At 47.0% G+C, this 25,483-nt stretch carries 21 protein-coding genes; 11 read left to right on the top strand and 10 right to left on the bottom strand.

The window, feature by feature from the left end; all coding sequences use genetic code 11:
• Nucleotides 1-172 precede the first annotated feature (172 nt).
• A complete protein-coding gene (fdhF, locus tag HG547_RS06885) occupies nucleotides 173-4,456 on the top strand; it encodes a formate dehydrogenase subunit alpha (RefSeq protein ID WP_169547404.1) in 4,284 nt (1,427 codons plus the stop codon).
• 92 nt (nucleotides 4,457-4,548) lie between these two features.
• On the opposite strand, the gene HG547_RS06880 is transcribed toward fdhF, so the two are convergent.
• The 5 genes from HG547_RS06880 to ohrR form a co-directional block, all read right to left on the bottom strand.
• Nucleotides 4,549-6,213, bottom strand: a complete 1,665-nt coding sequence (locus HG547_RS06880) for a methyl-accepting chemotaxis protein (protein ID WP_169547403.1) — start codon at nucleotides 6,211-6,213, stop codon at nucleotides 4,549-4,551.
• 129 nt (nucleotides 6,214-6,342) lie between these two features.
• Nucleotides 6,343-7,494 carry a chromate efflux transporter gene (gene chrA, locus HG547_RS06875; RefSeq protein ID WP_169547402.1) on the bottom strand — a complete coding sequence of 384 codons (1,152 nt, stop codon included), beginning with the start codon at nucleotides 7,492-7,494 and terminating at the stop codon, nucleotides 6,343-6,345.
• A 183-nt stretch (nucleotides 7,495-7,677) separates the two neighbouring features.
• Nucleotides 7,678-8,832 carry a 23S rRNA (uracil(747)-C(5))-methyltransferase RlmC gene (rlmC, locus tag HG547_RS06870; RefSeq protein WP_169547401.1) on the bottom strand — a complete coding sequence of 385 codons (1,155 nt, stop codon included), beginning with the start codon at nucleotides 8,830-8,832 and terminating at the stop codon, nucleotides 7,678-7,680.
• A 179-nt stretch (nucleotides 8,833-9,011) separates the two neighbouring features.
• On the bottom strand, nucleotides 9,012-10,187 hold the full coding sequence (locus HG547_RS06865) for an FAD-dependent oxidoreductase (protein ID WP_169547510.1): 1,176 nt from the start codon (nucleotides 10,185-10,187) through the stop codon (nucleotides 9,012-9,014).
• A 64-nt stretch (nucleotides 10,188-10,251) separates the two neighbouring features.
• Nucleotides 10,252-10,746 (bottom strand): hydroperoxide resistance transcriptional regulator OhrR, encoded by a 495-nt coding sequence (gene ohrR / locus HG547_RS06860; RefSeq protein WP_047538270.1) that lies wholly within the window; start codon nucleotides 10,744-10,746, stop codon nucleotides 10,252-10,254.
• 129 nt (nucleotides 10,747-10,875) lie between these two features.
• Between ohrR and HG547_RS06855 the strand changes: the two genes are divergently transcribed.
• The 3 genes from HG547_RS06855 to HG547_RS06845 all read left to right on the top strand — a co-directional run bounded on the left by HG547_RS06855 (nucleotide 10,876) and on the right by HG547_RS06845 (nucleotide 13,227).
• Nucleotides 10,876-11,301, top strand: coding sequence for an organic hydroperoxide resistance protein (locus HG547_RS06855; RefSeq protein WP_047538267.1), 426 nt, complete (start codon nucleotides 10,876-10,878; stop codon nucleotides 11,299-11,301).
• Between the two features lie 215 nt (nucleotides 11,302-11,516).
• On the top strand, nucleotides 11,517-12,941 hold the full coding sequence (locus HG547_RS06850; protein WP_169547400.1) for a cytochrome C biosynthesis protein: 1,425 nt from the start codon (nucleotides 11,517-11,519) through the stop codon (nucleotides 12,939-12,941).
• Nucleotides 12,942-13,041: 100 nt separating this feature from the next.
• Nucleotides 13,042-13,227, top strand: a complete 186-nt coding sequence (locus tag HG547_RS06845; protein WP_011621607.1) for a hypothetical protein — start codon at nucleotides 13,042-13,044, stop codon at nucleotides 13,225-13,227.
• 94 nt (nucleotides 13,228-13,321) lie between these two features.
• Here the strand turns inward: HG547_RS06845 and HG547_RS06840 are convergent, their stop codons facing one another.
• Genes HG547_RS06840 through HG547_RS06830 form a run of 3 tightly spaced genes read right to left on the bottom strand, consistent with a single transcriptional unit; the run spans nucleotide 13,322 to nucleotide 14,608 of the window.
• Entirely contained in the window at nucleotides 13,322-13,612 is a 291-nt protein-coding gene (locus HG547_RS06840; RefSeq protein ID WP_037414668.1) for a hypothetical protein, read from the bottom strand.
• A gap of 55 nt (nucleotides 13,613-13,667) precedes the next feature.
• A complete protein-coding gene (locus tag HG547_RS06835; RefSeq protein WP_169547399.1) occupies nucleotides 13,668-14,201 on the bottom strand; it encodes a class I SAM-dependent methyltransferase in 534 nt (177 codons plus the stop codon).
• Complete coding sequence (locus tag HG547_RS06830) at nucleotides 14,198-14,608, bottom strand: hypothetical protein (RefSeq protein ID WP_047538262.1); 411 nt, start codon at nucleotides 14,606-14,608, stop codon at nucleotides 14,198-14,200. Before HG547_RS06830 ends, HG547_RS06835 begins: the two co-directional genes overlap by 4 nt.
• Before the next feature lie 500 nt (nucleotides 14,609-15,108).
• Here HG547_RS06830 and fccA point away from each other — a divergent pair, with 500 nt between their 5' ends.
• From fccA to HG547_RS06815, 3 genes are all read left to right on the top strand, one after another.
• The gene (gene fccA, locus HG547_RS06825; protein ID WP_037414671.1) at nucleotides 15,109-16,899 is read left to right on the top strand and encodes a fumarate reductase flavoprotein subunit FccA; all 1,791 of its coding nucleotides are present in this window, start codon (nucleotides 15,109-15,111) and stop codon (nucleotides 16,897-16,899) included.
• 244 nt (nucleotides 16,900-17,143) lie between these two features.
• Nucleotides 17,144-18,133, top strand: a complete 990-nt coding sequence (gene ldhA / locus HG547_RS06820; protein ID WP_055647423.1) for a lactate dehydrogenase LdhA — start codon at nucleotides 17,144-17,146, stop codon at nucleotides 18,131-18,133.
• 69 nt (nucleotides 18,134-18,202) lie between these two features.
• A complete protein-coding gene (locus HG547_RS06815; protein WP_169547398.1) occupies nucleotides 18,203-18,940 on the top strand; it encodes a dienelactone hydrolase family protein in 738 nt (245 codons plus the stop codon).
• Nucleotides 18,941-18,999: 59 nt separating this feature from the next.
• On the opposite strand, the gene HG547_RS06810 is transcribed toward HG547_RS06815, so the two are convergent.
• Nucleotides 19,000-19,545 carry a DUF3332 domain-containing protein gene (locus tag HG547_RS06810; RefSeq protein WP_037414674.1) on the bottom strand — a complete coding sequence of 182 codons (546 nt, stop codon included), beginning with the start codon at nucleotides 19,543-19,545 and terminating at the stop codon, nucleotides 19,000-19,002.
• Between the two features lie 247 nt (nucleotides 19,546-19,792).
• Nucleotides 19,793-20,338 (bottom strand): mechanosensitive ion channel family protein, encoded by a 546-nt coding sequence (locus HG547_RS06805; RefSeq protein ID WP_037414676.1) that lies wholly within the window; start codon nucleotides 20,336-20,338, stop codon nucleotides 19,793-19,795.
• Between the two features lie 90 nt (nucleotides 20,339-20,428).
• On the opposite strand from HG547_RS06805, the gene HG547_RS06800 reads away from it, so the two are divergent.
• The 4 genes from HG547_RS06800 to ahpF all read left to right on the top strand — a co-directional run bounded on the left by HG547_RS06800 (nucleotide 20,429) and on the right by ahpF (nucleotide 25,367).
• Nucleotides 20,429-21,172 carry a fused MFS/spermidine synthase gene (locus HG547_RS06800; protein WP_169547509.1) on the top strand — a complete coding sequence of 248 codons (744 nt, stop codon included), beginning with the start codon at nucleotides 20,429-20,431 and terminating at the stop codon, nucleotides 21,170-21,172.
• 89 nt (nucleotides 21,173-21,261) lie between these two features.
• A complete protein-coding gene (locus tag HG547_RS06795; RefSeq protein ID WP_169547397.1) occupies nucleotides 21,262-22,797 on the top strand; it encodes a leucyl aminopeptidase in 1,536 nt (511 codons plus the stop codon).
• A gap of 313 nt (nucleotides 22,798-23,110) precedes the next feature.
• Nucleotides 23,111-23,680 carry an alkyl hydroperoxide reductase subunit C gene (gene ahpC, locus HG547_RS06790; protein ID WP_011621596.1) on the top strand — a complete coding sequence of 190 codons (570 nt, stop codon included), beginning with the start codon at nucleotides 23,111-23,113 and terminating at the stop codon, nucleotides 23,678-23,680.
• 109 nt (nucleotides 23,681-23,789) lie between these two features.
• Nucleotides 23,790-25,367 carry an alkyl hydroperoxide reductase subunit F gene (gene ahpF, locus HG547_RS06785; RefSeq protein ID WP_169547396.1) on the top strand — a complete coding sequence of 526 codons (1,578 nt, stop codon included), beginning with the start codon at nucleotides 23,790-23,792 and terminating at the stop codon, nucleotides 25,365-25,367.
• The last annotated feature ends 116 nt before the right edge of the window (nucleotides 25,368-25,483 follow it).

The raw sequence follows: 25,483 nt of genomic DNA, 5'->3' as shown, positions 1-25,483 counted from the left end.
CCACCAATAAACTTTCATCAGCGCACAGTCTGACGCCTGTTTGTGATGACAGCAGCAATTTAGCATCAAACTTCCCTCGACCATAAGCGTCTTCTAAAGCGCTCTAGTTATACTCAAATCCACCTTAAGCCTGCCATGCAGCAAGCACCCTACAAATATAAAAGGCCATGGGATGATAGAACTTCGAATCGATAATCAGATAGTCTCGGCCGAGCCGAGCGATAACCTATTACACGCAGCCCGTAAGGCGGGTATTGCTATTCCCAGCCTGTGCGATCCCACTGACGCCTCACGGCAATTGGACACGCAAGCCCATGCCGAAAAGCAGGACTGTAACCTCTGTCTGGTGCAAATCGAAAATAGCGATGCCAGTCTGCGCTGCGTTAAAGCCTGTGAAACCCCAGCTCAAACAGGCATGAAGGTCATCACCCAATCGGCGTTTTTAACCAAACAGCGCCAAGCGGCACTGAACACCATCTTGAGTGATCACTTTGCCGATTGTGAAGCGCCCTGCCAACAGGCCTGCCCTGCGGGGGTCGATGTACAAAGTTATCTCTACCACATTGCCCAAGGTGACCACACCCAAGCGATTAAAATCATTAAAGACACTCTGCCACTGCCGCTGTCGATTGGCCGAGTCTGCCCCGCGTTTTGCGAAACCGAATGCCGCCGCGGCCTCGTCGACGACCCTATTGCCATCCGCCAACTTAAGCGCCACGCTGCCGATTTAGATTTAGCCGATGACGAGCACGGCAATAGCTATCAACCGCCACGCCTTGCCGATACAGGTAAAAAAGTGGCCATTATCGGCGCGGGTCCTGCGGGGTTAAGTGCGGGTTATTATCTTTCGAATCAAGGGTATAATGTCGAGATATTTGAAGCCATGCCCAAGGCGGGCGGTTGGCTGCGCTACGGTATTCCCGAATACCGTTTACCCAAGGCGATTCTCGATAAAGAAATCGAGCTGCTGTGCCGTAATGGGTTAATCATTCATACCCAGACTCGCCTCGGCCATGAGGTTCACTTAGCCCAGTTGGTCACCGACTTCGATGCGGTGTGCCTTGCGATCGGCGCCCAAAAAGCGGTGCCGATGAACTACAAAGGCTCAGCGCTTGCGGGCTGTTACCTTGGGGTAGATTTTCTTAAGGATCATTGCCTCGATAAGCAATTGAAGTTGGGTAAAAAAGTCGCAGTCATCGGCGGCGGCAATACCGCCATCGATTGTGCTCGTACAGCGGTACGTGAAGGCTGCGATGTTACCTTAATCTACCGCCGTACCCGCGCCGAAATGCCCGCCGAAGCCTACGAAGTACACGAGGCCGAAGTCGAAGGAGTAAAATTCCACTTCTTAACCAATCCCATTGAAAATCATAGTGATGCCAATGGACATGTACAGTCGGTTACCTTTAGTAAAATGGCGCTCGGCGAAGCCGATGCTTCAGGCAGACGCGCCCCCGTGGACACAGGGGAAACCTTTACCGAAGCCTTCGATACCGTTATCGCCGCCGTCTCGCAGGCACCAGACCTGAGCTTTATGCAAGATCCCATGGGGCAACTCAGCCATGGCGAGCTGGCACTCAGTCGCTGGAACACCCTCATTGGTTGTGAGCAAACCATGTCATCGGGTGTGGAAAAACTGTTTGTGATGGGCGATGCCCGCCGCGGCCCAGCCACCGCGGTTGCAGCAATTGGTGATGGCCGAAAAGCGGCAAAAGCCATTGATAAAATGCTTCAAATTGGCCTTAGCTGTGATTTACATGCCCACGATTTTAACTCGGTAAAAACCATTCCGAGCGGCCTTAAGCAAGCAAAAACAACATCAGAAGCCGCATCAACGCTTTATCCCCATACGCCACGTCAGCCCCGCTTGAAAATGCCCGAATTAACAGCACTGCAACGACTGCTGAATTACAGTGAAGTCGAATTGGGTTTTCCCGCAGATGCCGCTATGCAAGAGGCGGCGCGTTGCCTTGAGTGCGCCTGCCAGGCCAATACCGACTGTAAACTAAGGGATTACGCTACGGATTACGGTGTTGAGAGCAAAAGCTTATCCACTGAAAATGCACGGCATTTCAGCGTAGATAAGAGTTCACCCTTTATTCAATTCGATGCTAACCGTTGCATTAGCTGCGGCAAATGCGTTGATGTGTGCCAGCAGCAGAGCGGCCACTACGCCATCCAATTTACCGAAGATTCCTATCAGGCGCTGCCACAGGAAATCAGTCAAAGCCTCGTGCGCCGCGCGCCGAGAGTTGGCTTTAGCGCGAGCATGGCCGATAGTCGCTGTGTACAATGTGGCAACTGCGTGCAGGTGTGTCCCACTGGTGCACTGGTCGATGCGCGGGACAAACGCCAAGGTGATAAAACAGCACTTAAAACCGCCTCGACGATTTGTACATACTGCGGTGTAGGCTGTCGTCTGGATCTTAAAATTGACCCTAACACCAATCGCATTCGCCATATCGAAGGCAATAAAGACTCGGTTGTTAACCAAGGCATGTTATGTGTTAAAGGGCGTTTTGGTTTCGATTTTATTCACAGCGACAAACGCCTCACGACACCATTAATACGTAAAAATGGCGAACTACAACCTTGTAGTTGGCCCGAAGCCATCGCCTATGTGGCGAAACGCTTAACCGAGATAAAACAGCAAGATGGCAGCAACGCGATCGCTAGTCTAGCCTCTGCCAAAGCGACTAACGAAGATAACTTTGTGCTGCAAAAGTTTGTCCGCAGCGTTCTTGGTACCAATAATATCGATCACTGCGCCCGCCTATGCCACTCATCGACGGTAACGGGCTTACAGCAGAGTATCGGTAGTGGCGCGATGACCAATGATATTCCAAGTATTAAGGACTCGGATGTTATCTTTATCATCGGTTCAGACACCACCTGCGCCCATCCGATTATTGCCTCAAAAATCCAGCAGGCGATAATGCAGCACGGCGCACGATTAATCGTGGCCGATCCTAAACGCGTAGGCATAGCAGAAAAGGCCGAACTCTATGTTGCCCACAGACCGGGCACGGATGTGATGCTATTAAACGCCATTATGGCGGAAATTATTCGCCACGATTGGCAAGATAAAGCCTATATCGCCGAGCGTACTGAAGGGATCGAGGGCCTCTATGCGGAATTAGCGAAGGAGGATTACTCCCTCGAAAACGCCGCCCTAATCACAGGTGTTAAAGCTGAGGATATCGCCCGCATCGCGCGTACCATAGGCACTGCACAAAAAACGGCAGTTTACTACGCCATGGGCATCACTCAGCATACGACAGGCCACGATAACGTCACCGCCATTTCTAACCTGCAACTACTCTGCGGCAATATCGGAGTATCAGGGGCGGGTATCAATCCGCTACGCGGCCAGAGTAATGTGCAAGGGGCTTGTGATATGGGTGCATTACCCAACTACTTCACAGGCTATCAAAAGGTCACGGATATTCATGCCAGAATGCGCTTCGAAAACCACTGGCAAACGCCGTTATCGGGGGAAATTGGCGTCACGGCAACCCACATGATGCACGACATTGCCAAGGGCAAAATCAAAGCCTTATATGTGATGGGTGAAAATCCAGTGCTGAGCGATCCCGATCAAGCTCATGTGCTTAATGCACTGAGTCAAATCGAGTTTCTGGTAGTGCAGGATATCTTTTTAACCGAGACGGCCGAGCTTGCCCATGTGGTCTTGCCCGCCGCCGCTTTTGTAGAAAAACGCGGTCACTTTACCAATACCGAGCGTCGGGTGCAGCGACTCGAGCAAGCACTTGCCTCACCGGGGGAAGCCTTACCCGATTGGCAGATCGTACAAGCGCTGGCTAATGCCATGGGCGCAAACTGGGATTACAAAGATGAAGAGGCTATTTGGTCTGAAATCAATGTATTAACACCCCAGTATCGCGGTATTCGTTGGGAAAGATTAACCGCTCGTGCGGATGGTCAAGTCCCTCAGGGTATTCAATGGCCCTGTCCAGATGAAAAGCATCCGGGAACACCGATTATGCACCAGAGTCAATTCACCCGCGGTTTAGGTTTATTTACGCCCGTCAGTTATCGTCTTCCCGCCGAAATGCCCTGCAACGAGTATCCACTTACGCTCTCGACTGGGCGGCTCTTAGAACAATTCCACACAGGTACACTCACCCGTAAAACACCGGGACTGGATTTACTCGGCGCACCTAAAGTGATGATTTCAGTCTATGATGCCGAGCAACTCGGGATAAATAATGGTGACAGAATTAGCCTTATCACCCGCCGCGGCGAGATTGAGATAGATGCCTTTGTGACTAAACGCGCCCAAGCCGGTGTACTGTTCTTGCCGTTCCATTTTGTCGAAGCCGCAGCGAACAAACTCACCATCAATGCCTTAGATCCCGTGGCTTATATCCCTGAATATAAGGTTTGCGCAGTAAGAGTTGAAAAGGTGACTAAGCGGGTTATCGAACCAGCCTAAACAGATATTTGGGGATACGACTCAATAAATGAATATAAAAAACGGGAGATGTTATCTCCCGTTTTATTTTATAACTCAATAATAAATCAGTATTAAATTTTAAACTGCCCAACTAACTTGCCAAGATTAGTCCCTTCCTGCGACACAGTCTGACTCACCCTTGCCGCATCTTCACTGGAATGCAGCAGCTCATTCACAATTTCTTGGATAGCATAAACATTACGGTTAATTTCCTCGGTCACAGAGCTTTGCTCGGTAGCCGCGGTGGCAATTTGGGTACTCATATCGTTAATCGCCGTTACCGCCGAGGTAACCGAACCTAAGCTTTCAGAAATAGCACGGGAAGATTCAACCGAGCGCACACAACTCTGCTGACTCTCGTCCATGGTTTTCACCGCCTGCGAGACCAGCTTATGCAGCTCAGATAGCATTTCATTAATTTCTAAGGTACTTGCCTGAGTTCGGCTGGCTAAGTTACGTACCTCATCGGCTACCACGGCAAAACCCCGTCCCTGTTCACCAGCTCGGGCGGCTTCAATGGCTGCGTTAAGAGCGAGCAAATTGGTTTGCTCGGCAATGCCACCAATCACCGACAATACGCTGTTAATCTTCTGCGATTGTTCACTCAACGATTTGATACTGCCCGCGGCATTATTGATTTGCGCCATCAATCCAGCAATTTCTTCTAATGATGCATCGACACAGCGCTGAGCGTTAGCTACATCACCCGTCGCCGCTTGAGTAGCTTCGGCCACTTGGGTGGTGTTTTGCGCGACTTCACTCGCGGTAGATGACATTTCAGTAATCGCGGTAACGACTTGGTCAGTCTCATTGTTGTGACTGAGCAGTTGGTGTGACATCACTTTCGTTTGGTCATGAATCGCATTGGCAGCCGTTTTGACTTTGGCGGTCGCATTCGCCACATCACCGATAATGGTTTGTAGCTTATCGACAAACAAGTTAAAAGCTCGACCTAATTGAGCAATCTCGTCTTCACCTTTAACTATTAAGCGCTTAGTTAAATCCCCTTCACCTTGAGCGATATCATTAAGATTATCAGCCATATTTTTGATCGGCACGACCATTCGATGGGCGGCGACCATAATGATAAACGCCGTAATCCCCGTTAACACAATGGCGATTAGGAGGATCATAAACGATTTCTCAGCCATCTGTTCAGTCACAGTTTGACGATAATCTTCAACTACGGCTTCAATATCATCAATATAAGCGCCAGTTCCTAACATCCAGTCAGTACCGGGAACCATCATCACGTAGCTTATCTTCTCAATTTGCTCATTGGTATTAGGCTTCTGATAATAGTAAGAAAAGTTACCATCACCCCGTTTCGCCGCATCCAGCAAACCAACAATAATCTTGGTGCCGCGCGGGTCGGTCATATCGATTTTGTTTTGACCTTCTAAATTAGGTAATAAAGCATGGAATATATTTTTACCTTGAGAATCATACATAAAGAAGTAACCCGCACTGCCAAAACGAATATCTCGCAATGCTTGATTCACATTACCTTGCTCCTTTAAGGACAATTGGTATTGCACAATTCCCGCGGCAATTTCGGTCGCTTCTTTAATTTGTTGTTTACGTTCGCCCACTAATTTTGTTCTAAAGGTCACAACCTCTTCCGCGAGAGACTCCTGTTCGACATAGTAGGAAACGGTCATTAACACTAATAAGGTCAAGATGAGGGGAAACAAAGATAACAGCAGTAATTTATTACGCAGGCTTAAATTCGACATGCTTGCTTACTCCAGAGTGATGTAATTTATATTTTTTATATGGTCGAAGTATAGCCAAAAAGGTGCATCCACTTAGCGCTTGGGTTAACAAAATTTTCTATAGAGGATAAAAATTATACTCAACTGATTTTAAGCTAATAATATCAGTCCTATGCCACATAGGCTAAAACCTAAGACCAGTAACAACATCTGCGGTTTAAAGAGTTTTAATGCACCAAAACCAAGCAAGACAACAGCCATATCCACCGCAGATAACACCCCTTGGGTAAATACAGGTTGATACAGCGCAGCCGCCAATAATCCCACCACACAGGCATTCACCCCCGAGAGCATGCCAGCAATCTTGGGCCTTGCGGCAATCGCATGCCAACTTTTTAAGCCCACCAGCATCAACAAAAATCCCGGTAAGAAGATTGCAACAGTTGCGATGGCCGCACCGACAAAGGGATTGTCTAGCATCATCTCGGCACCAAGGAAGGTGGCAAAGGTAAACATCGGCCCAGGCACAGCTTGTGCAAAGGCGTATCCGGTGAGAAAACGATCGCCGCTCATCGTATCACCCACAGCGGTTTCAAGCAGTGGCAGCACCACATGGCCGCCACCAAAGACTAAACTCCCGACACGAAAAAACTCACCAAAAATCCCTGCTTCAATCCCCAGATTTAAGGCAAAAAAACTCGCCACAAATAAGACAAAGAATAATCCTAAGCTCAGGTAATTTAACCTAATCGGTTCATTTTTACTGGACTCGCTCTCAGTCGCACTCAGGAATGACATACCTAAAATGGCAGCAAGCAACAGTAAGGTGATTTGTGTCCATAAGAAAGGCAGAATGAGTATCGCACCGGCACTACCGAGCATGAGTAAACGCGCCGTTTGCCGTTGACAAAATTGCTTAAACATCGCCAATACCGCATCTGCGACAACCACGACGGCCAGCAGTTTTAAGCCATGCACAATGCCTTGCATGTACTCGTTACCTAACCAAGCGGCAGTCGTCACCGCCAACAAATACATCAGCACGAAGGAAGGCAAGGTAAATCCAGCAAAAGCGGCTATCGCCCCTAAAAGCCCACCACGATGATAACCAATGGCAAACCCCACCTGACTCGATCCCGGCCCCGGCATAAATTGGCTTAAGGCTACAAAACTGGCATAACGTTTATCATCAAGCCAGGCGAGTTCGTTGACAAAGGTCTGGCGAAAATAACCAATATGCGCCGCTGGCCCACCAAAGCTCATCAGACCAAGAGAAAAAAAACGTAAGAATATCTGTAGCATAAACTTTGCCCTTCGACGCATAAAGTGAACAAGATTATGTCACTAAAAAGACAGTTTAATGAAAGCTAAATCAGCAAGACACAAAAATACTCAACCAAAGGTAAAATGAGCAAAATTCCTTTTTATCGACCTCTAAATTGACTATAGCGATCTACTGCTCAGGAGATCATTCATTTAGATCGCTTAATCTTTTACCAACATGGCTAAGACTTCGAAATGATCCGAATGGGGAAAGAGATCGAATAACTGTACCTTAGTTAATCGATAGCCACGAATATGGGCGAGATCTTTAGCAAGGGTTTTAGGATTACAACTGGAATACAAAATCGCCCTAGGGGCAAATTCACTTAAGGCGTGACACAGGGACTCACCAATCCCACGACGCGGCGGATTAACAATAATCAAATCGGGCTTTGTTTGCGCCGCATCACCCTTGGCAAAATCGGTGGAGTCGAGCGCCATAAACTGCACGTTATTCAGCCCCATCATTTGCGCCGACATCTTCGCGCAAGCAATTGCCTCAGCTTCGATTTCAATCCCAGTTAAAGGGATATCTTTGGAGGCACAGTGCAAACCAAAACCGCCCACACCACAAAATAAATCCCACAGCGAGTTTGGCGCAAATTCGCCAACCCACTCACGGGCGGTTTGATACAGTTTTGCAGCAACCTGTGGATTCGTTTGAAAAAAGCTTTTTGGGCGAATAAATAACGGCACATCGTTAAAGCGCTCTTCAAGACGAGTATTTTCAGTTAAGAAAATTTCCTCATCCCCTTCAAGGATCGCCATATGAATGGGCTGAATATTTACCGATACGACGCTGATTTGTGGATATTCAGCCAGCAACGCGGGTAATTCCCGTTCAATACGGGCAATGGCATCGGATGAGCGCAGCACAAAACGCAGCATATATTCGCCGCGCACTTGGCTGCGCGTCAGTAGAATAAACTTAAGCTCGCCCTTGGCTTTATCGATACGATACGGCGGGATACCCGCTTGCTGCACAAAACGCTCCAGACGGTGGAGCAACGCTTGCATATCAGCAGGGTACAGCAAGCAGTCACAGAGACTTACCGCCTCACCGCTTGGACTGACAATCCCCAGTACAGGCGCATGAGCCGCGCCCAGCACCACCATTTTCGCCTTGTTACGAAAACCTTGGTCTTCACCCACTACGGGCGGCAAAAATTGGGTATTAGTATGCTCAACAAATGGGGCTAACAATTGCTGTAATTCTTGGGTTTTCGCCGCTAATTGCATCGACATAGGGAGCTTAATATGACGACAGGATTGGCATTGGCCTTGTTCAAAATACCCACATTGCACTAATGTACTCACAGCATCGTACCCACAGCAGTTCCCGTCTATCTTATCTATTGAGATGGCGAGTGAAATTGAGATAACAACTGAAGCATAACAAATACCGTAACGGCCTCAGTTAAAAAGCGCCACACTTTAGCGTTTTTATGCCGAAAGATCATCTTCAACCACAGCATCACGCCCAATGTTAGACAGAATTAAGTTAATCTGAGGCTGTCTACATCGGCGATTGGTGGACGTTTCCCTAACTTTTGTTCAATCCATTCAATTACTTCAGCAGAAGTGCTTCTAAAGGTCGTGAGTTTGCCACCATATAAACTCAGCAGCCTTGGATGTGAAACTGAGGTTTGCGTTAAGGTATCCCGAGGCCGCTCAAAAGCGGAGCTTGCCTGTTTAGGTAGCACTCGCACGCCGCAATAGGTTTGCACTATCTTAGCCTTAAGCTCCTCAATCGATGGGGAAAGTGGAAAGTAATGACGATAAATACCTAAGAGGTACTGAGTTTCAGATTCCGTTACTTTGGGAGGGGTATCGATGGACGTCAGCACTGTTTCAGTGGTGCCGATGAGCATTTGTCCATACCAAGGCATCACAAAAATCACCCGCTTATCGAAGCAGGATTCTAAATATAAAATCCCCTCTGGTGCAGGCAAGTCGAGCAATAAATGCGCTCCCTGTACCCAATCGATTTCAACACCCGCAAGAGGCGGCTCAACGTTAGCTAATACCTGATTAACCCAAGGGCCAGCAGCGTTTATCACCAGCTTGGCATCAATTTGTTGTACTTGGTCGCAATGGCGAAAGCTAAGCTCAATATGCTCCCGTAAATGATTGAGCTGCAAAAACTCTGCCTCAGCATAAATATGTGCGCCAAGTGCTTGAGCGCTTCGCGCCACTGCTTGAGTGAGTAATTTATCATCGGTTTGTGCATCCCAGTATTGGAATACCGCTTTTAACCCCGTGAGTTTAAGCCCGTTAAAACGATGCCAATGCACTGCGGGAATAGAGACAAAACGCCCAAGCGGGTCAAATTCACTCAACAATGCATATAAACTCAGCCCAGCACGTATCGTCAACGGATTGCGTTGACTGTCCTGATAGACGGGAATGTAGAAAGGAACGGGTTTGACTAAACTAGGCGCCAGATCCAGTAAATTACGCCGCTCAAGCAGTGACTTACGCACGAGATTAACTTGCCCACTCTCAAGGTAACGCAGGCCACCGTGGATAAGCTTACTGGAATTGGCTGAGGTTTGACCGCCAATCTCGCCTTTTTCAATAAGTAAAGTTGAATACCCTGCCGCTGCGGCATATTGGGCAATGCCGACACCGCTGATGCCACCACCGATAATAGCAATATCGAATGAACTCATAGAGGTTTTATCCATCCTGATGTGCTTCTGGCTAACGTATCCCAATTCTTTCGAATAGAGATACCTAATCTACACTGTGCAACTGTGCCAATGCTTTATCACACATGGCTTTTAGCGCTTTAAGATCATCAATTTCAGCCCCAATTTTACAGCGCATTAAATGCGGGATCTCACTGGCCTGTTGCTTTAACGCCTGACCAGCAGAAGTTAAACTGAGCACCCGAACCCTTTCATCCTGTTCACTACGACCGCGACTCACTAATCCCTTCGACTCTAAACGTTTAAGTAACGGCGTCAATGTACCCGAATCGAGAAATAATTTATCCCCTAAGGTCTTCACGCTAATCCCCTGCTCCTGCCACAACACTAGCATGACCAAATATTGGGGATAGGTTAAATCTAGCTTATCAAGCATAGGACGATAGGCTCGCACCATGGCATTTGCTGCACTGTATAGAGAAAAACAAACTTGATTCTCTAGGCATAACACATTGTCTGTATTGGTGGTTTCAGACATTTCTAACGCGTTTTCCATTGAAGTTAACTCAGAGCTTGGCATAGTCATTCCAAAAAACTTAAATATATTGCGCACAATATACTTGCATTCACACTAAAGATCGAACTATAGTTTACCACAATTAAATTGCGCACAACTTAAATTAACCATTTAAACACTGAGGATCTAAACATGAAAACATTGTATGAAACCCGAGCAACCGCCAGAGCTGGTCGTCAAGGCCAAGTCAGTACCGATGATGGGTTACTCGATGTAGCACTCGCCTATCCAAAGGCAATGGGCGGAAGTGGATTAGCAACGAACCCTGAGCAACTGTTTGCAGCAGGTTATGCAGCTTGTTTCTCTAATGCGGTTTTGCATGTTGCCAAAATCGGCAAAGTGGCCATTACTGAAGCGCCTGTCAGTGCTGTGGTTGGCATTGGTGCCAATGATGCGGGAGGTTTTGCCTTAACTGTCGCCCTAGAAGTCAATCTTGACCTGCCGCAAGCTGAAGCCGAAGCCTTAGTACAACATGCCCATCAAGTGTGTCCATATTCTAACGCTACACGTAATAATATCGATGTAAAACTGAGTGTTAATGGCATAGCATTAAACTAAGCGCTTAACCATAGACTGAAAAGCACCTTGGGGTGCTTTTCAGTTATTCGCAGCTTATTTCCCCAACAGTAAACCTGCCTCACTTCCCAAAAACCAGTTAATCGCGAGTTAACTAACATTTCTTAATGCTTAATTTAATCAAAAGGATTGAATTCAGTAGAGTAATAGTCAGAAATCCATTTAAAACACATCTTGTCCACAATTGTGGAGGCACTATGACTAAATACTTAACCCAATTCGCTCTGCTATGCTCTCTCGCATTAGCAATGCTCAGTGCACCTAGTTGGGCCGACACCCCAAATACTTCCGATCAAACGTGGCATTACGTCAACGCCCAAGGTGAGCTTAAGATTAAACTCTACTTTTTTTGGTCGAAAACCTGTCCACACTGCGCACAAGCTCACCCTTTTATTGATTCACTACCGCAAAAATATCCGTGGATAGAACTTGAATCCCATATGGTTTCTGCACCTGGCGTACAGGATATTTGGCAAAATATTGCCGCCAAAACCGCCACAGAAGCCCGCTCAGTTCCTTATATGGCGAGCTGCGAAAAAGCCATTATCGGTTATTCCAGCGAAGCGGTTACTGGCGAGTTCCTCGTTAATCGTTTGAAGAATTGTTACTTATCCTTAGGTGGTCAGCTAAGCGAAGCGGATATGCCAACAAAGGGAGCTGCGTCAACTGCACCGACCAATAGTAAACCTCTGTTTGGCACTTGCGGAACCGACTCAGGTGAAGGAACCTGTGATGCAACTAGCCTGGCAAGTACCGACCAAGCTGAAGTACAACCCGTTGAATTACCACTTGTCGGAGTGGTCACTCCCGAGACGATGTCACTCCCGCTGCTAACGTTAGTACTTGCTGGCGTCGATGCCTTTAACCCTTGCGCCTTCTTCGTATTGCTGTTTTTACTGTCGATTATGGTTAATGCGAAGAGCCGTAGCCGTATGCTGTTAGTCGGCGGTATCTTCGTGTTCTTCTCTGGCTTTATTTATTTCCTGTTTATGACGGCATGGCTGAATATCTTCAAACTGCTAGGAGCAGGTAGTGATGGTGGAATGATCATCTTAGCGGCCGGGGTCTTAGCCTTGATCGCAGGCACCATTAACGTAAAAGACTACTTCTTTACTAAAGGAGAAGTCACCCTCTCAATGTCGGCTGAAAACCGTACGAGCCTAATCAAACGCATGGGGAAACTCTCTAATTCCAGTAGTTTAGGCGCCTTAATTCTGGGATCGACTGTACTAGCGATTTTAGCCAATGCCTACGAGCTGCTCTGCACCGCGGGCTTCCCGATGATTTATACCAGCGTACTATCCATGCATAACCTGCCTGAGATTGAGCGCTATATGTATCTGGTTTTATACAATATTGTCTATGTGATCCCACTGGCAATTATTGTGATTGTGTTTAGTGCGACCTTAGGCAAACGTAAACTGACCGAAAAAGAAGGCCAGGCACTCAAGCTAATGTCGGGTGTGATGATGTTTGGTATGGGGGTTGCGCTAGTGATTGATCCCACTGCGCTACAGAGTGTTGGGCTGGCACTGGGGTTAATCCTAGGCTCTTTAGGGCTCACCTTCATCATAGTGCTAAGTCGCAAGTTACTGACGGCAAAAGCCAACAAGGCAGTATAAGCATTAACGCTCGGCTTTGGATTGGCAAACTTGGGATAACGGACTAAAGTAAAACCTGAGCTTGCCGATACAAAGACTCAGCTTACAATTGAGGTTAGTTATGTCTATTTCACTGAACACCCAAGCTATCACGCCCAACTTAGAAAACGGTGCCGTTGGCGTTAAAGTGGCCCAGTTAGCCAAAGAGCAGCAAAAGGCAGAAGGTCAAATTGCCGTTGATTTAATTAACGCTGCAACACCTCAACCCGTGGGAAATACCGGCCACAATATCAACACTACGGCCTAATCCTAGCTCAATGTGTAACCAAAAAAGCCCCGAAATTCGGGGCGTTTTTATTTACAATTTTTAATGCACTTATGCTGAGGGGAACCAATCAAGCTTAAGAAAAGGCATTACCATTCACATGCATAATAGTGAAAGTCCACACAACAAAGGCCAGAGGAATATGCACTAAGGCATAAAAACATTGGTCGAGTCGACTCATCCCTTTGGCAAGCCAAATCAAATATAAATGCAGCCCAATAACAGCTGGAAACAAGGTAAACAGTGGATACAAGGCAAAAGGGCTAGCATCGGCTAACAAGCTGTGGCTTAACAGGGCCCAAGCCACCATTAGCGCCGTGGTTATAGGTGGCATGGCAACACGATACTGCTCTGGATACGGAAACATCCTTGGCCTCTTACACTTATTTAATACTTATGGTGGCAGTTGATCCCAAATGGGATCACTGGAGCGGTTTTCGCGCGATCAACTGCGCCTTAGCACTTTCAATACCCGTAACAGCATCGCTTAACCGCCCTTCAAAGTAATGCAAAGGTTGCCAGTTAGCAAATACGGATTGTAGTTCGTGTTCTTTGAGTAAAAAATCGGGATTGCGAGGGCGGCCAATTTCCGCCTGTTGCCACGTAAAAGTCTCATAGACAATGAGTCCACCGTGCTTAAGGCTAGCGGCAATTTGCGAGAACAGTGGCCGATGTAAGTAATTAAAGACTAGCACTATATCAAAAGTGTCTTGGGGTAACAGAGGGGCGCTGCCATCTTCTAAATTCCACAGCCATTGATGTGCTTTGTCGTGTGTTAGCTTGACCAATGTACTCAAATCTTGATCGATAAAGGTCACTTCACAGCTTTGATTCAGAAACCACAATCCATTTCGCCCAGAGCCACAGGCTAAATCCAATACCTTAAGCCCTGCAAGCTCGGGCCATTGAAACTGGGTAATTAAGCTCGAAGCTGTGCAGAGTGTAGCGTGTGTCATCCCTTTATCTCTTTTTTAGTGTCTATCTGTTTGCGATGCACTATCGAATAGTGTCTGAGTCCAGACGGGCCATGAGAGACTATCACAGATAAAAATAACACCAAGATAAACAACTCTGGCTTGTAATTGGCAAGCGGGATAAACAGACAAAGCAAACCTAATTTTCCAAGGGTTAACACACCCTTAAGTTGAATTAACCAACGCCAATCCCGCATAATTTCCCACAACATTAATATGCTGCCGGTGCTCATGGCGAGATACCAATAATTTAACCAAAGGGATTTATCAATGTTTAATAATATCCCTCCACCCGCACCTGCAATGCCTAATATATGTAAAGCCCTTAAGGCTGTTTTACTAAGTCGCTGTACCCAAAAACGTTTTTCAGAAATCTGCTGCCTAGGCATAAATTTAACCCCTCAACACCACTTAAATAACATTTTGGAAAAATATAATATATTTATTCAAAAAACACTGGTGGAATTTAATTATTTATAGAATACTCACATTATAAATTCTCGCACATTCACGACCAAGATAAAAATCAAAAATAAACCATTAAATTCAAAGCAATAACAACAAAAAACCGACTATGCCCACGCTAAAAAACAATTATTAAATTATAATTAAGCCCACCAAAATATGTTAACTCACGCAAGTTATACCGTATTCTCTAAGTGATTAACTTCAATTTCAGTAATATTTTCAGCCATATTGCACATTTCAATTATGTAATTCTCACTGTAACAATCGTTATGTGACCTAAGTACGCATATACCTCTTTAGATAGTGGTAACTTTGTTCGTGGAGAATACTCTAAAAGCGCGTGAGACACGTAAAATATAAATATCACGCCATGATGAATAACCCTTATTAAGTAGATGAAATGTACGGCGGAGGAACAATTATGTTCACAAGAAAGATTCAAAAAACAGCACTAGCCATGCTGATCTCTGGTGCAATGGCTGGCACAGCCTATGCTGCACCAGAAGTACTAGCCGATTTTCACGGTGAAATGGGTGGCTGCGATAGCTGCCACGTATCAGACAAAGGTGGCGTAACCAACGACAACCTGACTCATGAAAATGGCCAATGTGTTAGCTGCCACGGTGATCTAAAAGAACTGGCTGCTGCAGCGCCAAAAGATAAAGTTTCTCCGCACAAATCTCACTTAATCGGTGAAATCGCTTGTACCAGCTGCCACAAAGGCCACGAAAAATCAGTAACCTACTGTGATGCTTGCCATAGCTTCGGCTTTGATATGCCATTTGGCGGCAAGTGGGAACGTAAGTTTGTTCCTGTCGATGCAGACAAAGCGGCTCAAGATAAAGCCATTGCCGCAGGCGTGAAAGAAACAACTGACGTTGTCGTTATCGGCTCTGGTGGTGCAGGTCTTGCTGCCGCCGTTTCAGCCCGTGATGCTGGCGCAAAAGTGATCCTGTTAGAAAAAGAACCTATCCCAGGTGGTAACACTAAACTGGCTGCTGGTGGTATGAACGCCGCAGAAACTAAGCCACAAGCTAAGTTAGGTATCCAAGATAAGAAACAAATCATGATCGACGACACCATGAAAGGTGGTCGTAACATTAACGATCCTGAATTAGTGAAAGTCCTGGCCAACAACTCTTCAGACTCTATTGATTGGTTAACCTCTATGGGTGCCGACATGACTGACGTAGGCCGTATGGGTGGCGCAAGCGTTAACCGTAGCCACCGCCCAACGGGTGGTGCAGGTGTTGGTGCTCACGTTGCACAAGTACTGTGGGACAACGCCGTTAAACGTGGTACTGATATTCGTTTAAACAGCCGTGTTGTACGTATCCTTGAGGATGCGAGCGGTAAAGTGACCGGCGTTCTAGTGAAAGGTGAATACACTGGTTACTATGTAATCAAAGCCGATGCGGTAGTTATTGCTGCTGGTGGTTTCGCGAAAAACAACGACCGCGTTGCTAAGTATGATCCTAAATTAAAAGGCTTTAAAGCAACTAACCACCCAGGTGCTACCGGTGACGGCTTAGACGTCGCTCTGCAAGCTGGCGCAGCAACACGTGACTTAGAATACATCCAAGCTCACCCAACTTACTCACCAGCCGGCGGTGTGATGATCACCGAAGCCGTACGTGGTAACGGTGCGATCGTGGTTAACCGTGATGGTGACCGTTTCATGAACGAAATCACTACCCGTGACAAAGCATCTGCTGCGATCCTGAAACAAAAAGGTGAAAGTGCTTACCTCGTATTCGATGACTCTATCCGTAAGAGCTTGAAAGCCATCGAAGGTTATGTTCACTTGAACATCGTTAAAGAAGGTAAAACCATCGAAGAGTTAGCGAAACAACTTGATATACCAGCAGCTGAACTGGCAAAAACAGTGACTGCTTATAATGGTTTCGTGAAATCAGGTAAAGATACTCAATTCGAACGTCCTGATTTACCACGTGAGTTAGTTGTCGCACCTTTCTATGCCTTAGAAATCGCGCCAGCGGTTCACCACACTATGGGCGGTATCGTGATTGATACTAAAGCCGAAGTGAAGAGTGAAAAAACTGGTAAACCTATTGAAGGTTTATACGCTGCGGGCGAAGTCACTGGTGGTGTGCATGGTGCTAACCGCTTAGGTGGTAACGCTATCTCTGATATCGTGACCTATGGCCGTATCGCAGGTGCATCTGCCGCTAAATTCGCGAAAGATCACTAATATCAATTCTTTCTAGGTTAATGGACTAACCTTAGGCTCACATAGCACGACCATGAGAGCCAAGCTTGAACACTCAAGCTTATCGATACAAGCGAGCCGTCAGGGGCTCGCTTTTTTTATGCTTTTTTGAGCAATTGATGACTAAGCTCACTCTTTTTACGGGGTAAATTCATCACCAGAGGACAAATGTCGCCGAGTCACATACACTCAGTGCCAGTAACAATGTAACCCTTAGGTGATTGAAATGAGAATTGGATTTTTTAGCGCAAAACATTATGACATGCAGCATTTTAACCGTACTAATGCCGCATTTGGTGCGCAAATTGAGTATTTCGATTATCGTCTCTGCATGCAAACGGTAAAGCTTGCCGAAGGTTTTGAGGTGGTATGCGCCTTTGTTAACGACTCTCTCTGTGAAGAAGTGTTGGTCGAACTCGCTAACGGCGGCACAAAAATCATCGCCATGCGCTGTGCAGGCTTTAACAATGTCGATTTAGTCGCCGCAAAACGTTTAGGTATGCAAGTGGTCAACGTGCCCGCCTATTCCCCCGAATCCGTAGCCGAGCACACGGTCGCCTTAATGCTGACCCTAAACCGCAAAATCCACAAAGCCTACCAACGCACCCGTGATGCTAACTTTTCACTCGAGGGGTTAGTCGGCTTTAACATGTTTGGCAAAACTGTTGGTGTAATTGGTACTGGTAAGATTGGGGTCGCCACCATTAAGGTATTGCTCGGTTTTGGCTGTAAAGTGATTGCCTTTGACCCCTACCCAAATCCTGCGGTAGAAGCGCTCAATGTGGAATATTTAGATCTCGATACCATTTACGCCACCAGCGATATTATCAGCCTGCATTGCCCATTAACCGCCGATAACCACCATCTGCTGAATAAAGAAAGTTTTGCCAAGATGAAACCCGGCGTCATGGTGATCAACACTAGCCGCGGCGGTCTGCTCAATGCCTTCGATGCGATGGAAGCCTTAAAGCTCGGCCAAATTGGCTCCTTAGGGTTAGATGTGTATGAAAACGAAAAAGAACTGTTTTTCGAGGATAAGTCGAACCAAATCATTCAGGACGATGTTTTCCGTCGCTTATCCGCCTGTCACAACGTGATTTTTACCGGTCACCAAGCCTTCCTTACCGAAGAAGCATTGGGCGCGATCGCCAACACAACGCTGAGCAATGTGAAAGCCGTGCTCGCGGGCGGACGCTGTGGTAATGAACTGTTTTAACTGACAGATTAATACCTGACTGCTAAAGTGAGGCTTCAACGTTTGAAGCCTCACAGAGAGAATCTCAATATGTTAGTCACTCAGGAAACTCAGGATATCTCCACGCCTTCAGGGCTAATGCGTACTTACCTCTACCGCCCAGATGCCACCGGGCAATTCCCCTGTATCATTTTTTACTCTGAGATATTTCAGCAAACCGCGCCCATCGCCCGCACCGCAACAATACTCGCAGGCCATGGTTTTGTGGTGTTAGTGCCAGAGGTATTTCACGAGCTTAATCCGATAGGCACAGTGCTGGCCTACGATGATATGGGTAAAAACAAAGGCAATGCCGATAAATTTGCCAAGCCCTTAGAGCAGCACGACAGCGACACCCAAGCCCTTATCGATTTTGCCCGTCAGCAGAGTTATTGCACCGGAAAAGTCGGCAGTATGGGTGTGTGTATTGGCGGCCACTTAGCCTACCGCGCAGCACTCAATCCCGAGATTTTGGGCGCGTTTTGCCTCTATCCCACCGACATACATTCCAATACCCTACCCTGTGCCTATGGCAATGACTCGCTGAGTCGCACAGGCGATATTCAAGGGGAATTAGTGTTAGTGTTTGGTAAGCAAGATCCCCATGTATCGCCCGAGGGGCGGGTATTGATCCACCAACAGTTGATGGCTAAAAACCGCAACTTCAGTTGGCTTGAGGTGAATGCTCAGCATGCCTTTATGCGTGATGAGGGCGAGCGCTACGATCCCGCGCTAGCACTGCAGATGTATCAGCAAGCTGTGGCGTTTTTCCAGAGGGTACTGCGATAATATTGTTATTATCCAACCCATAAATCTAAACCATTTTATGGGTTGGATAATTCAAAAGCTTAAGCAGCAGGTGTTGCTGGCGCATGTAAACGGCTTTGGCTATAAGCAACAAGTTCTTGGTTACTCACTCGTGTGATAAAAGCACCATCGAGGAAAAAGTCCACATCTTCGCCAACTTTACGGCCCGATAATAACTGGGTGCTACCGTCTTCGTAGGCTAACGTCATAGTGACCGTATGCTCATCGGGGTAGGCAATTTGCGCCTGAGTCAGCTTCACTGGCGCAGATCTAAGCTCATCACTCACGTGTGGATTAATCTTAAAAATCGCCTCAACTGGCATATCAACCACAGCGGGTGATTTATCGGTAATCGGATTCTTGCCAGTCCAAAACTCAATGGTATTAAAGATGAACAGATCGCCTGTCGCCGCGATGCCATACACTGGGCTTAACAGCATAAACAAGCCTGCACGACCATAACGGTTATCCACCGCACTTAAATTTCCCTTAGTCACCATTTGGCTTAAACCCATTTGCCCCATACAACCGGTTAACTGAGTCGCGAGTAGCGTGCCAATCGTCACAGCTAAAAGTTTAGATTTCATTAAATTAGATCCATTAGGTAAAAACAAAAGCGCGGATTCTACGGATTCGTGGGCACTAAACCGTGCAACAGGGCACAATCTAAGGTAAACAAATGGAGGGAAATGTAATCAATAACACTGATTTTGTTATATAAAACAGATTAAGCAACGAAAGCTAACGCCAAGATAATAAAACTAAGTGCTTGCGAGTGCGCCGACAACAGTTTGCTAATAAATGTACAGCGATGGCGCACATACAGGAAAATGGTTACTCGAGATCGAGTTTCTTTTTGCCATCCTGCAACGCTTGGCGCTCGGCAAGCGGTGACTGATCGGCCAGCTTTAACACCGCCTTCTGCAGCATCAAGTTGTTGGGATAGGTGATGGTATCGCCATTATCCCTGAGGATAAGTACATGAAACAGCGCGATTTCAATAATCACTCCACTGATATCTTCATCCTTATCCACCACCCGAATACGTTCACCAATCCGATACGGGAACACGAAAAAAATCAGCACACCAGCCGTTAAGTTGCTCAAGATCGACCATTGAGCGACTAAGGCGACACCCATCACCGCAAACGCGGAGGAAACAAACAGCGACACATCTTGATAACCTAATCCAAGTGAAACCGCCATTAACGACAAAGTGATAAAAAACATCACATAGGAAATAAACCGCGTGACCAGGCTGGTACGGGCCGCACTCACCTGCTTCATTAATGAGAGTTTTTTCACCCATTGAGTTAATGCTCGCTGCAAAAAGATAAACACCACAAGATAAATACAGGCAAGCAGGATTTGATTTGTCATAATAGCCACTTAAAAAACGAAACCAGCTGAATTCTAACTTTTTTATACCTGCACGCAAATCAGCTCAACGCAAATAGAGTAATAATGACCATGGCCGACGCAATTTTGTTACACGAAACTCACGATACATTCGGGCCTATCCGCGTGCTCGACTATGGTGATTCGCGCGTGCTCTCCTTCGGTGACAACGATGAACAAAGCAAAATCCTAAAAACCGCTCCCCATATTCCACAGCATACCTATGTACAGGGCATGATGCTGGTTCTGTTATTTTGTAAACCCAAAAGTGCGATAGTACTGGGTCTGGGTGGCGGTGCACTTATCCATGTACTGCGCCGATTTGACGCAGCCATCAAGCTAACCGCAGTAGAGCTTCGTCCCACGGTTATCGAACTGGCCAAGCGTTACTTCCAACTCCCAATAGGTAAAAAGCTAAATGTTATCAATGATGATGCCCTCGTCTTTATGGCATCGGCCGAGCATAAAAAAGTCGATGTGATTTTTGCTGATATCTACAGCGCCAAAGGCGTTAACACTGGGCAACTCTCGGCGACCTTCCTTGAGCAATGTACTCAACGGATTAAACCCGATGGCTATTTAGTGCTGAACTGCTGGAAGGAACATAGCCAAAATCGGGAGTTACTCGCCGATTTGCAGCACCATTTTGCCCACGTGCATGCCTGCCTCACCAGTGGTGGAAACTGGGTGATTTTTGCTAGCCAAATACCGCAATCACTCGGTGCCAGCGCACTTAAGAGCCAAGCCCAAACCCTGTCACAACAATTGGATTTTGCCCTTGAGCGTTCACTAACACGTTTTGGCCCTTGGATTTAAGATTAATCTCAGTCAAATGGCGTAAATTAGTTAACCCTAAGACTCAGCTTTGCTATGCTTCTCACTCTCCACAGATATGAGTTGTCACCATGAAAAATAAGAATAAATTTTTGTTAAGCGTTATGGCTCTGGCGTGCCTTAACTCTCTCAATGCTAACGCCGAAACCTTTAGTTTTGACACTCGTAATTCACTTAATTCAGATACCTTAGTACTGTTCCAAAGTACTGATTCAACAACCTATAGTCTCGATTTTTTGCCCCAGTCGACTCAGGATCAGCTCAATCTTGCGGTAGCTGATAATAGTTTTTCGGGTAAACGCGGTGAAATTTTAGAGATTTTAGTCCCGAGCGAAATCGACGCTAAGCGAGTATTACTGGTTGGGATTGGCGATGCTAAAACCCTAACACCTGGTGAAATCAATACCTTAGGTGGCAACATTGCCGCCAAACTTGAAACCGTGCCACAAGCCACGGTACGCGTGCTGACCCAAGGCCTCAGTAACGCACCTCTCTTTGGTTCAGAGCTCGCCCACGGCATTGAGCTGCGTAGCTACCGCTACACTCAATTTAAAACCAGCAATCGCGCCGAGAAGAACTATCAAATCGGCGTTGATGACTTAAGCAAAAACCAAAAACATCATAAGAATCTGCAAGCTATCGAAGCGGGTGTGTTTTTAGCGCGCGATCTTACCAATGCCCCAGCGGGAAACATGTATCCCGAAAGCTTTGCTAACGAGGCGCGTAAACTCAAAGCCCTCGGCGTAAAAGTCACAGTACTCGAAGCCAAAGATATTGAACGCTTAAACCTCGGCGCCTTAGCCGCGGTGGGTAAAGGCAGTGAGCGCCCACCTAAGCTGGTTGTCGCCCACTGGCCCGGCAGCAAAGAAGCACCTATCGCCCTCGTCGGTAAAGGTATTACTTTCGACTCTGGCGGCTACAACATTAAAGCAACAGGCACCTCCATCGCGCGGATGAAGTCCGATATGGCGGGCGCGGCAACTGTACTCGGCACAGTCAAGGCGATGGCGATTCAAAAGGCGCCAGTTAACCTTGTCGCCATTATGCCCATGGCTGAAAACATGGTATCGGGCCATGCGATGATCCCAGGCGATGTGATTAAAACCGCTCAAGGCCTTACGGTTGAAGTGCTCAACACCGATGCCGAAGGCCGTTTAGTGCTCGCCGATGGTCTCTGGTATGCCCGTGAAAACTACCGCCCATCGGTCATCATTGATGTTGCCACCCTTACAGGCTCAAAAGTCAGTGCGCTAGGCACCGTTTATGCGGGGTTATTTACCGATTCAGAGCCGCTAGTGCAGCAACTCACCTTTGCGGGTCAACAGGTGGGTGAAAAAGTCTGGCGCTTACCGTTAGATCAAGCCTACGACGAAGAGCTTAAATCCACCATCGCCGACTTAAAGAATACCGGTAAAGAAGGCAGCGCGGGAGCATCTGCTGCCGCCATGTTCCTCAAACGCTTTGCGGGTGAGCAACCTTGGGCCCACCTCGATATCGCTGGTAATGCCTTAACTGCCACCGATACCGCCGTTGTGCCCGCAGGTGCCACAGGCTATGGTGTGCGCCTGCTCAGCACCTGGTTAACTCAGCCTAAGGCGCAAAACTAGAACCTAGAACTTCAGTAGCTTGTTGTAACCGTTTTTATGTTTAAAGGGATATCGTCGATATCCCTTTTTTATTGCCCTTCCCTAACGCTACATAACCAAATTAAATAATCGATTAGCCGCTAAGACACGCAAGTGCTGAAAAATCGATTAATCCATCATATCAAACCCAATTAATTCGATAAAATCGATTAGGATGATAGTTTTTATCCGTTATATTTATCGTCGTTAGGTCAGTAATATGCTTCTCATCGACGGGGGAACAAGCAAATGCCCGTCACTAAATTCACCATAATCAACTAAATGGAAGCATAAAATGACTCAATCAATTATCAACAGCACCATCAAACCATTCAAAGCCACTGCTTACCACAATGGTGAGTTCGTGCCTGTAACAGAACAAGATCTGTTAGGTAAATGGTCAGTTGTATTCTTCTATCCAGCAGACTTCACTTTCGTTTGCCCAACTGAATTAGGCGACATGGCGGATCACTACGCTAAGTTACAATCTATGGGCGTTGAAGTTTACTCAGTTTCTACTGACACTCACTTCACTCACAAAGCATGGCACGATACTTCTGACACTATTAAGAAGATCAACTTCCCAATGCTGGCAGACCCTACTGGCGTGATCAGCCGTAACTTCGGTGTGATGATCGAAGAAGAAGGTTTAGCACTCCGTGGTACTTTCGTTATCAACCCAGAAGGCCAAGTGAAAGTTGCTGAAATCCATGACTTAGGTATCGGCCGTAGCGCTCAAGAACTGGTTCGTAAGATCCAAGCGGCTCAATACGTTGCGACTCACGATGGTGAAGTTTGCCCAGCTAAATGGCAACCAGGTGACGAAACCCTAGCACCATCTTTAGACCTCGTTGGCAAAATCTAATCTCGCCTAAAGGTCAACCCCGCCAATCTGACTCCCCCCTGCATGAGTCAGATTGGCACCCCTCGCGTTTTTCAATATTTTTCAATTTTTACGCTGATTTGGAGTCATCATGTTAGATGCGAATTTAAAAAATCAACTGCAAACCTATCTGCAAAACCTCAAGAGACCAGTTGAACTTGTCGTGTCAGCAGATGAAAGCAAGAAGTCTCAAGAATTAAAAAGCTTAGCCAATGACATCGTTAGCCTTTCAACGTTCGTGAGCCTTAAAGAAGCTCAAGGCCAACGCACGCCAGCGATGACAGTGGTAAACCCAGAACTCAATACTCAGATTAGCTTTGCTGGTCTGCCTATGGGTCACGAATTTACTTCACTCGTGTTAGCCCTGCTGCACACGGGTGGACACCCAATCAAACTCAGCGACGACATCATTGAGCAGATCCGTAATCTGCCCGGCAAATATGAGTTTGAAACCTATGTGTCACTCACCTGCCAAAACTGCCCTGATGTGATTCAGGCGCTGAATATGATGGCCGCGATCAACCCGAACATCACCAACGTGATGATCGACGGCGCCCTGTTCCAAGATGAAGTGGCGAACCGTAACATTATGGCCGTACCTTCTGTGTACTTAAACGGCGAAGTGTTTGCCGCGGGTCGTATCAGCATTGGTGAGATTTTAAATAAACTCGATACTGGCGCGGCAAGCCGTAAAGCGGAAGAACTTAGCCAAAAAGCCCCATACGAAGTCTTAGTCGTCGGTGGTGGCCCCGCTGGTGCTGCGGCAGCGATTTATGCCGCCCGTAAAGGCCTGCGTACAGGTATTGTTGCCGACAAATTCGGTGGTCAAGTCGCCGAAACCGTTGGTATCGAAAACTTTATTTCGGTTAAAGCGACTGAAGGTCCAAAACTGGTGGCTAACCTTGAAGCCCATGTGCGTGACTATGAAGTCGATATCATGGATAACCAAAAAGCCGTTAAACTGGCGAGCGATGGTTTATTCGAACTCGAGTTAGCAAGTGGCGCTACACTGCGCAGCCGTACCATACTACTGGCAACCGGTGCTCGCTGGCGCGAAATGAACGTCCCCGGTGAGAAAGAATACCGTGGTAAAGGTGTGGCTTACTGCCCACACTGTGACGGCCCATTATTTAAAGGCAAACGCGTTGCAGTGATCGGTGGCGGTAACTCAGGTATCGAAGCGGCAATCGACTTAGCCAACATCGTTGAGCATGTCACAGTACTCGAGTTCGATAGCAAACTGCGCGCCGATGATGTGCTGCAACGTAAAGCGGCCTCTATGGGTAATATTCATATTATTACTCAGGCGATGACCACTGAAGTGACTGGTGATGGTACCCGTGTTAATGGCCTGAACTACACCGACCGTGCAACGGGTGAAAGCCATCATATCGCGCTGGCGGGTATCTTCGTCCAAATCGGTTTAGTGCCCAATGCCGAGTGGTTAAAAGGCACAGTAGATTTGACTCCTCGCGGCGAAATCATCGTCGATGAGCGTGGCCAAACCTCAGTACCAGGCGTATTTGCCGCAGGTGACGTGACTAACTCACCTTACAAGCAAATCATCATCGCCATGGGTAGCGGTGCCAATGCCTCACTGGGTGCATTTGATTACTTAATTCGCCATAGCGATGACAGTACCGAGACCACAGCGACTAAAGCGGCTTAATCGTTAACGATTAATCCCCTTACTAAAAAGCCAGCTGATGCTGGCTTTTGTTGCCTTCGAGAAATGGCACTCTTCACAAAGAACGCGCTAATGCTTCTTGCTCTTTAGTGTCCAGA

It is taken from the genome of Shewanella sp. DNRA4 (genome assembly GCF_012843185.1).
Classification (GTDB): Bacteria; Pseudomonadota; Gammaproteobacteria; order Enterobacterales; family Shewanellaceae; genus Shewanella; species Shewanella xiamenensis.
This window is presented reverse-complemented; position numbering and strand designations above follow the sequence as displayed.

What these genes read in the sequence shown, in the direction of transcription:
- HG547_RS06815 (WP_169547398.1), top strand. Translation starts at nt 18,203, where the DNA reads ATGTTAGTCACTCAGGAAACTCAGGATATCTCCACGCCTTCAGGGCTA.
- HG547_RS06850 (WP_169547400.1), top strand. Translation starts at nt 11,517, where the DNA reads ATGACTAAATACTTAACCCAATTCGCTCTGCTATGCTCTCTCGCATTA.
- ldhA (WP_055647423.1), top strand. Translation starts at nt 17,144, where the DNA reads ATGAGAATTGGATTTTTTAGCGCAAAACATTATGACATGCAGCATTTT.
- HG547_RS06865 (WP_169547510.1), bottom strand. Translation starts at nt 10,187, where the DNA reads ATGAGTTCATTCGATATTGCTATTATCGGTGGTGGCATCAGCGGTGTC.
- chrA (WP_169547402.1), bottom strand. Translation starts at nt 7,494, where the DNA reads ATGCTACAGATATTCTTACGTTTTTTTTCTCTTGGTCTGATGAGCTTT.
- HG547_RS06830 (WP_047538262.1), bottom strand. Translation starts at nt 14,608, where the DNA reads ATGCCTAGGCAGCAGATTTCTGAAAAACGTTTTTGGGTACAGCGACTT.
- HG547_RS06800 (WP_169547509.1), top strand. Translation starts at nt 20,429, where the DNA reads ATGGCCGACGCAATTTTGTTACACGAAACTCACGATACATTCGGGCCT.
- ahpC (WP_011621596.1), top strand. Translation starts at nt 23,111, where the DNA reads ATGACTCAATCAATTATCAACAGCACCATCAAACCATTCAAAGCCACT.
- HG547_RS06810 (WP_037414674.1), bottom strand. Translation starts at nt 19,545, where the DNA reads ATGAAATCTAAACTTTTAGCTGTGACGATTGGCACGCTACTCGCGACT.
- fccA (WP_037414671.1), top strand. Translation starts at nt 15,109, where the DNA reads ATGTTCACAAGAAAGATTCAAAAAACAGCACTAGCCATGCTGATCTCT.
- HG547_RS06880 (WP_169547403.1), bottom strand. Translation starts at nt 6,213, where the DNA reads ATGTCGAATTTAAGCCTGCGTAATAAATTACTGCTGTTATCTTTGTTT.
- ohrR (WP_047538270.1), bottom strand. Translation starts at nt 10,746, where the DNA reads ATGCCAAGCTCTGAGTTAACTTCAATGGAAAACGCGTTAGAAATGTCT.
- HG547_RS06840 (WP_037414668.1), bottom strand. Translation starts at nt 13,612, where the DNA reads ATGTTTCCGTATCCAGAGCAGTATCGTGTTGCCATGCCACCTATAACC.
- ahpF (WP_169547396.1), top strand. Translation starts at nt 23,790, where the DNA reads ATGTTAGATGCGAATTTAAAAAATCAACTGCAAACCTATCTGCAAAAC.
- HG547_RS06835 (WP_169547399.1), bottom strand. Translation starts at nt 14,201, where the DNA reads ATGACACACGCTACACTCTGCACAGCTTCGAGCTTAATTACCCAGTTT.
- HG547_RS06795 (WP_169547397.1), top strand. Translation starts at nt 21,262, where the DNA reads ATGAAAAATAAGAATAAATTTTTGTTAAGCGTTATGGCTCTGGCGTGC.
- HG547_RS06845 (WP_011621607.1), top strand. Translation starts at nt 13,042, where the DNA reads ATGTCTATTTCACTGAACACCCAAGCTATCACGCCCAACTTAGAAAAC.
- HG547_RS06805 (WP_037414676.1), bottom strand. Translation starts at nt 20,338, where the DNA reads ATGACAAATCAAATCCTGCTTGCCTGTATTTATCTTGTGGTGTTTATC.
- HG547_RS06855 (WP_047538267.1), top strand. Translation starts at nt 10,876, where the DNA reads ATGAAAACATTGTATGAAACCCGAGCAACCGCCAGAGCTGGTCGTCAA.
- fdhF (WP_169547404.1), top strand. Translation starts at nt 173, where the DNA reads ATGATAGAACTTCGAATCGATAATCAGATAGTCTCGGCCGAGCCGAGC.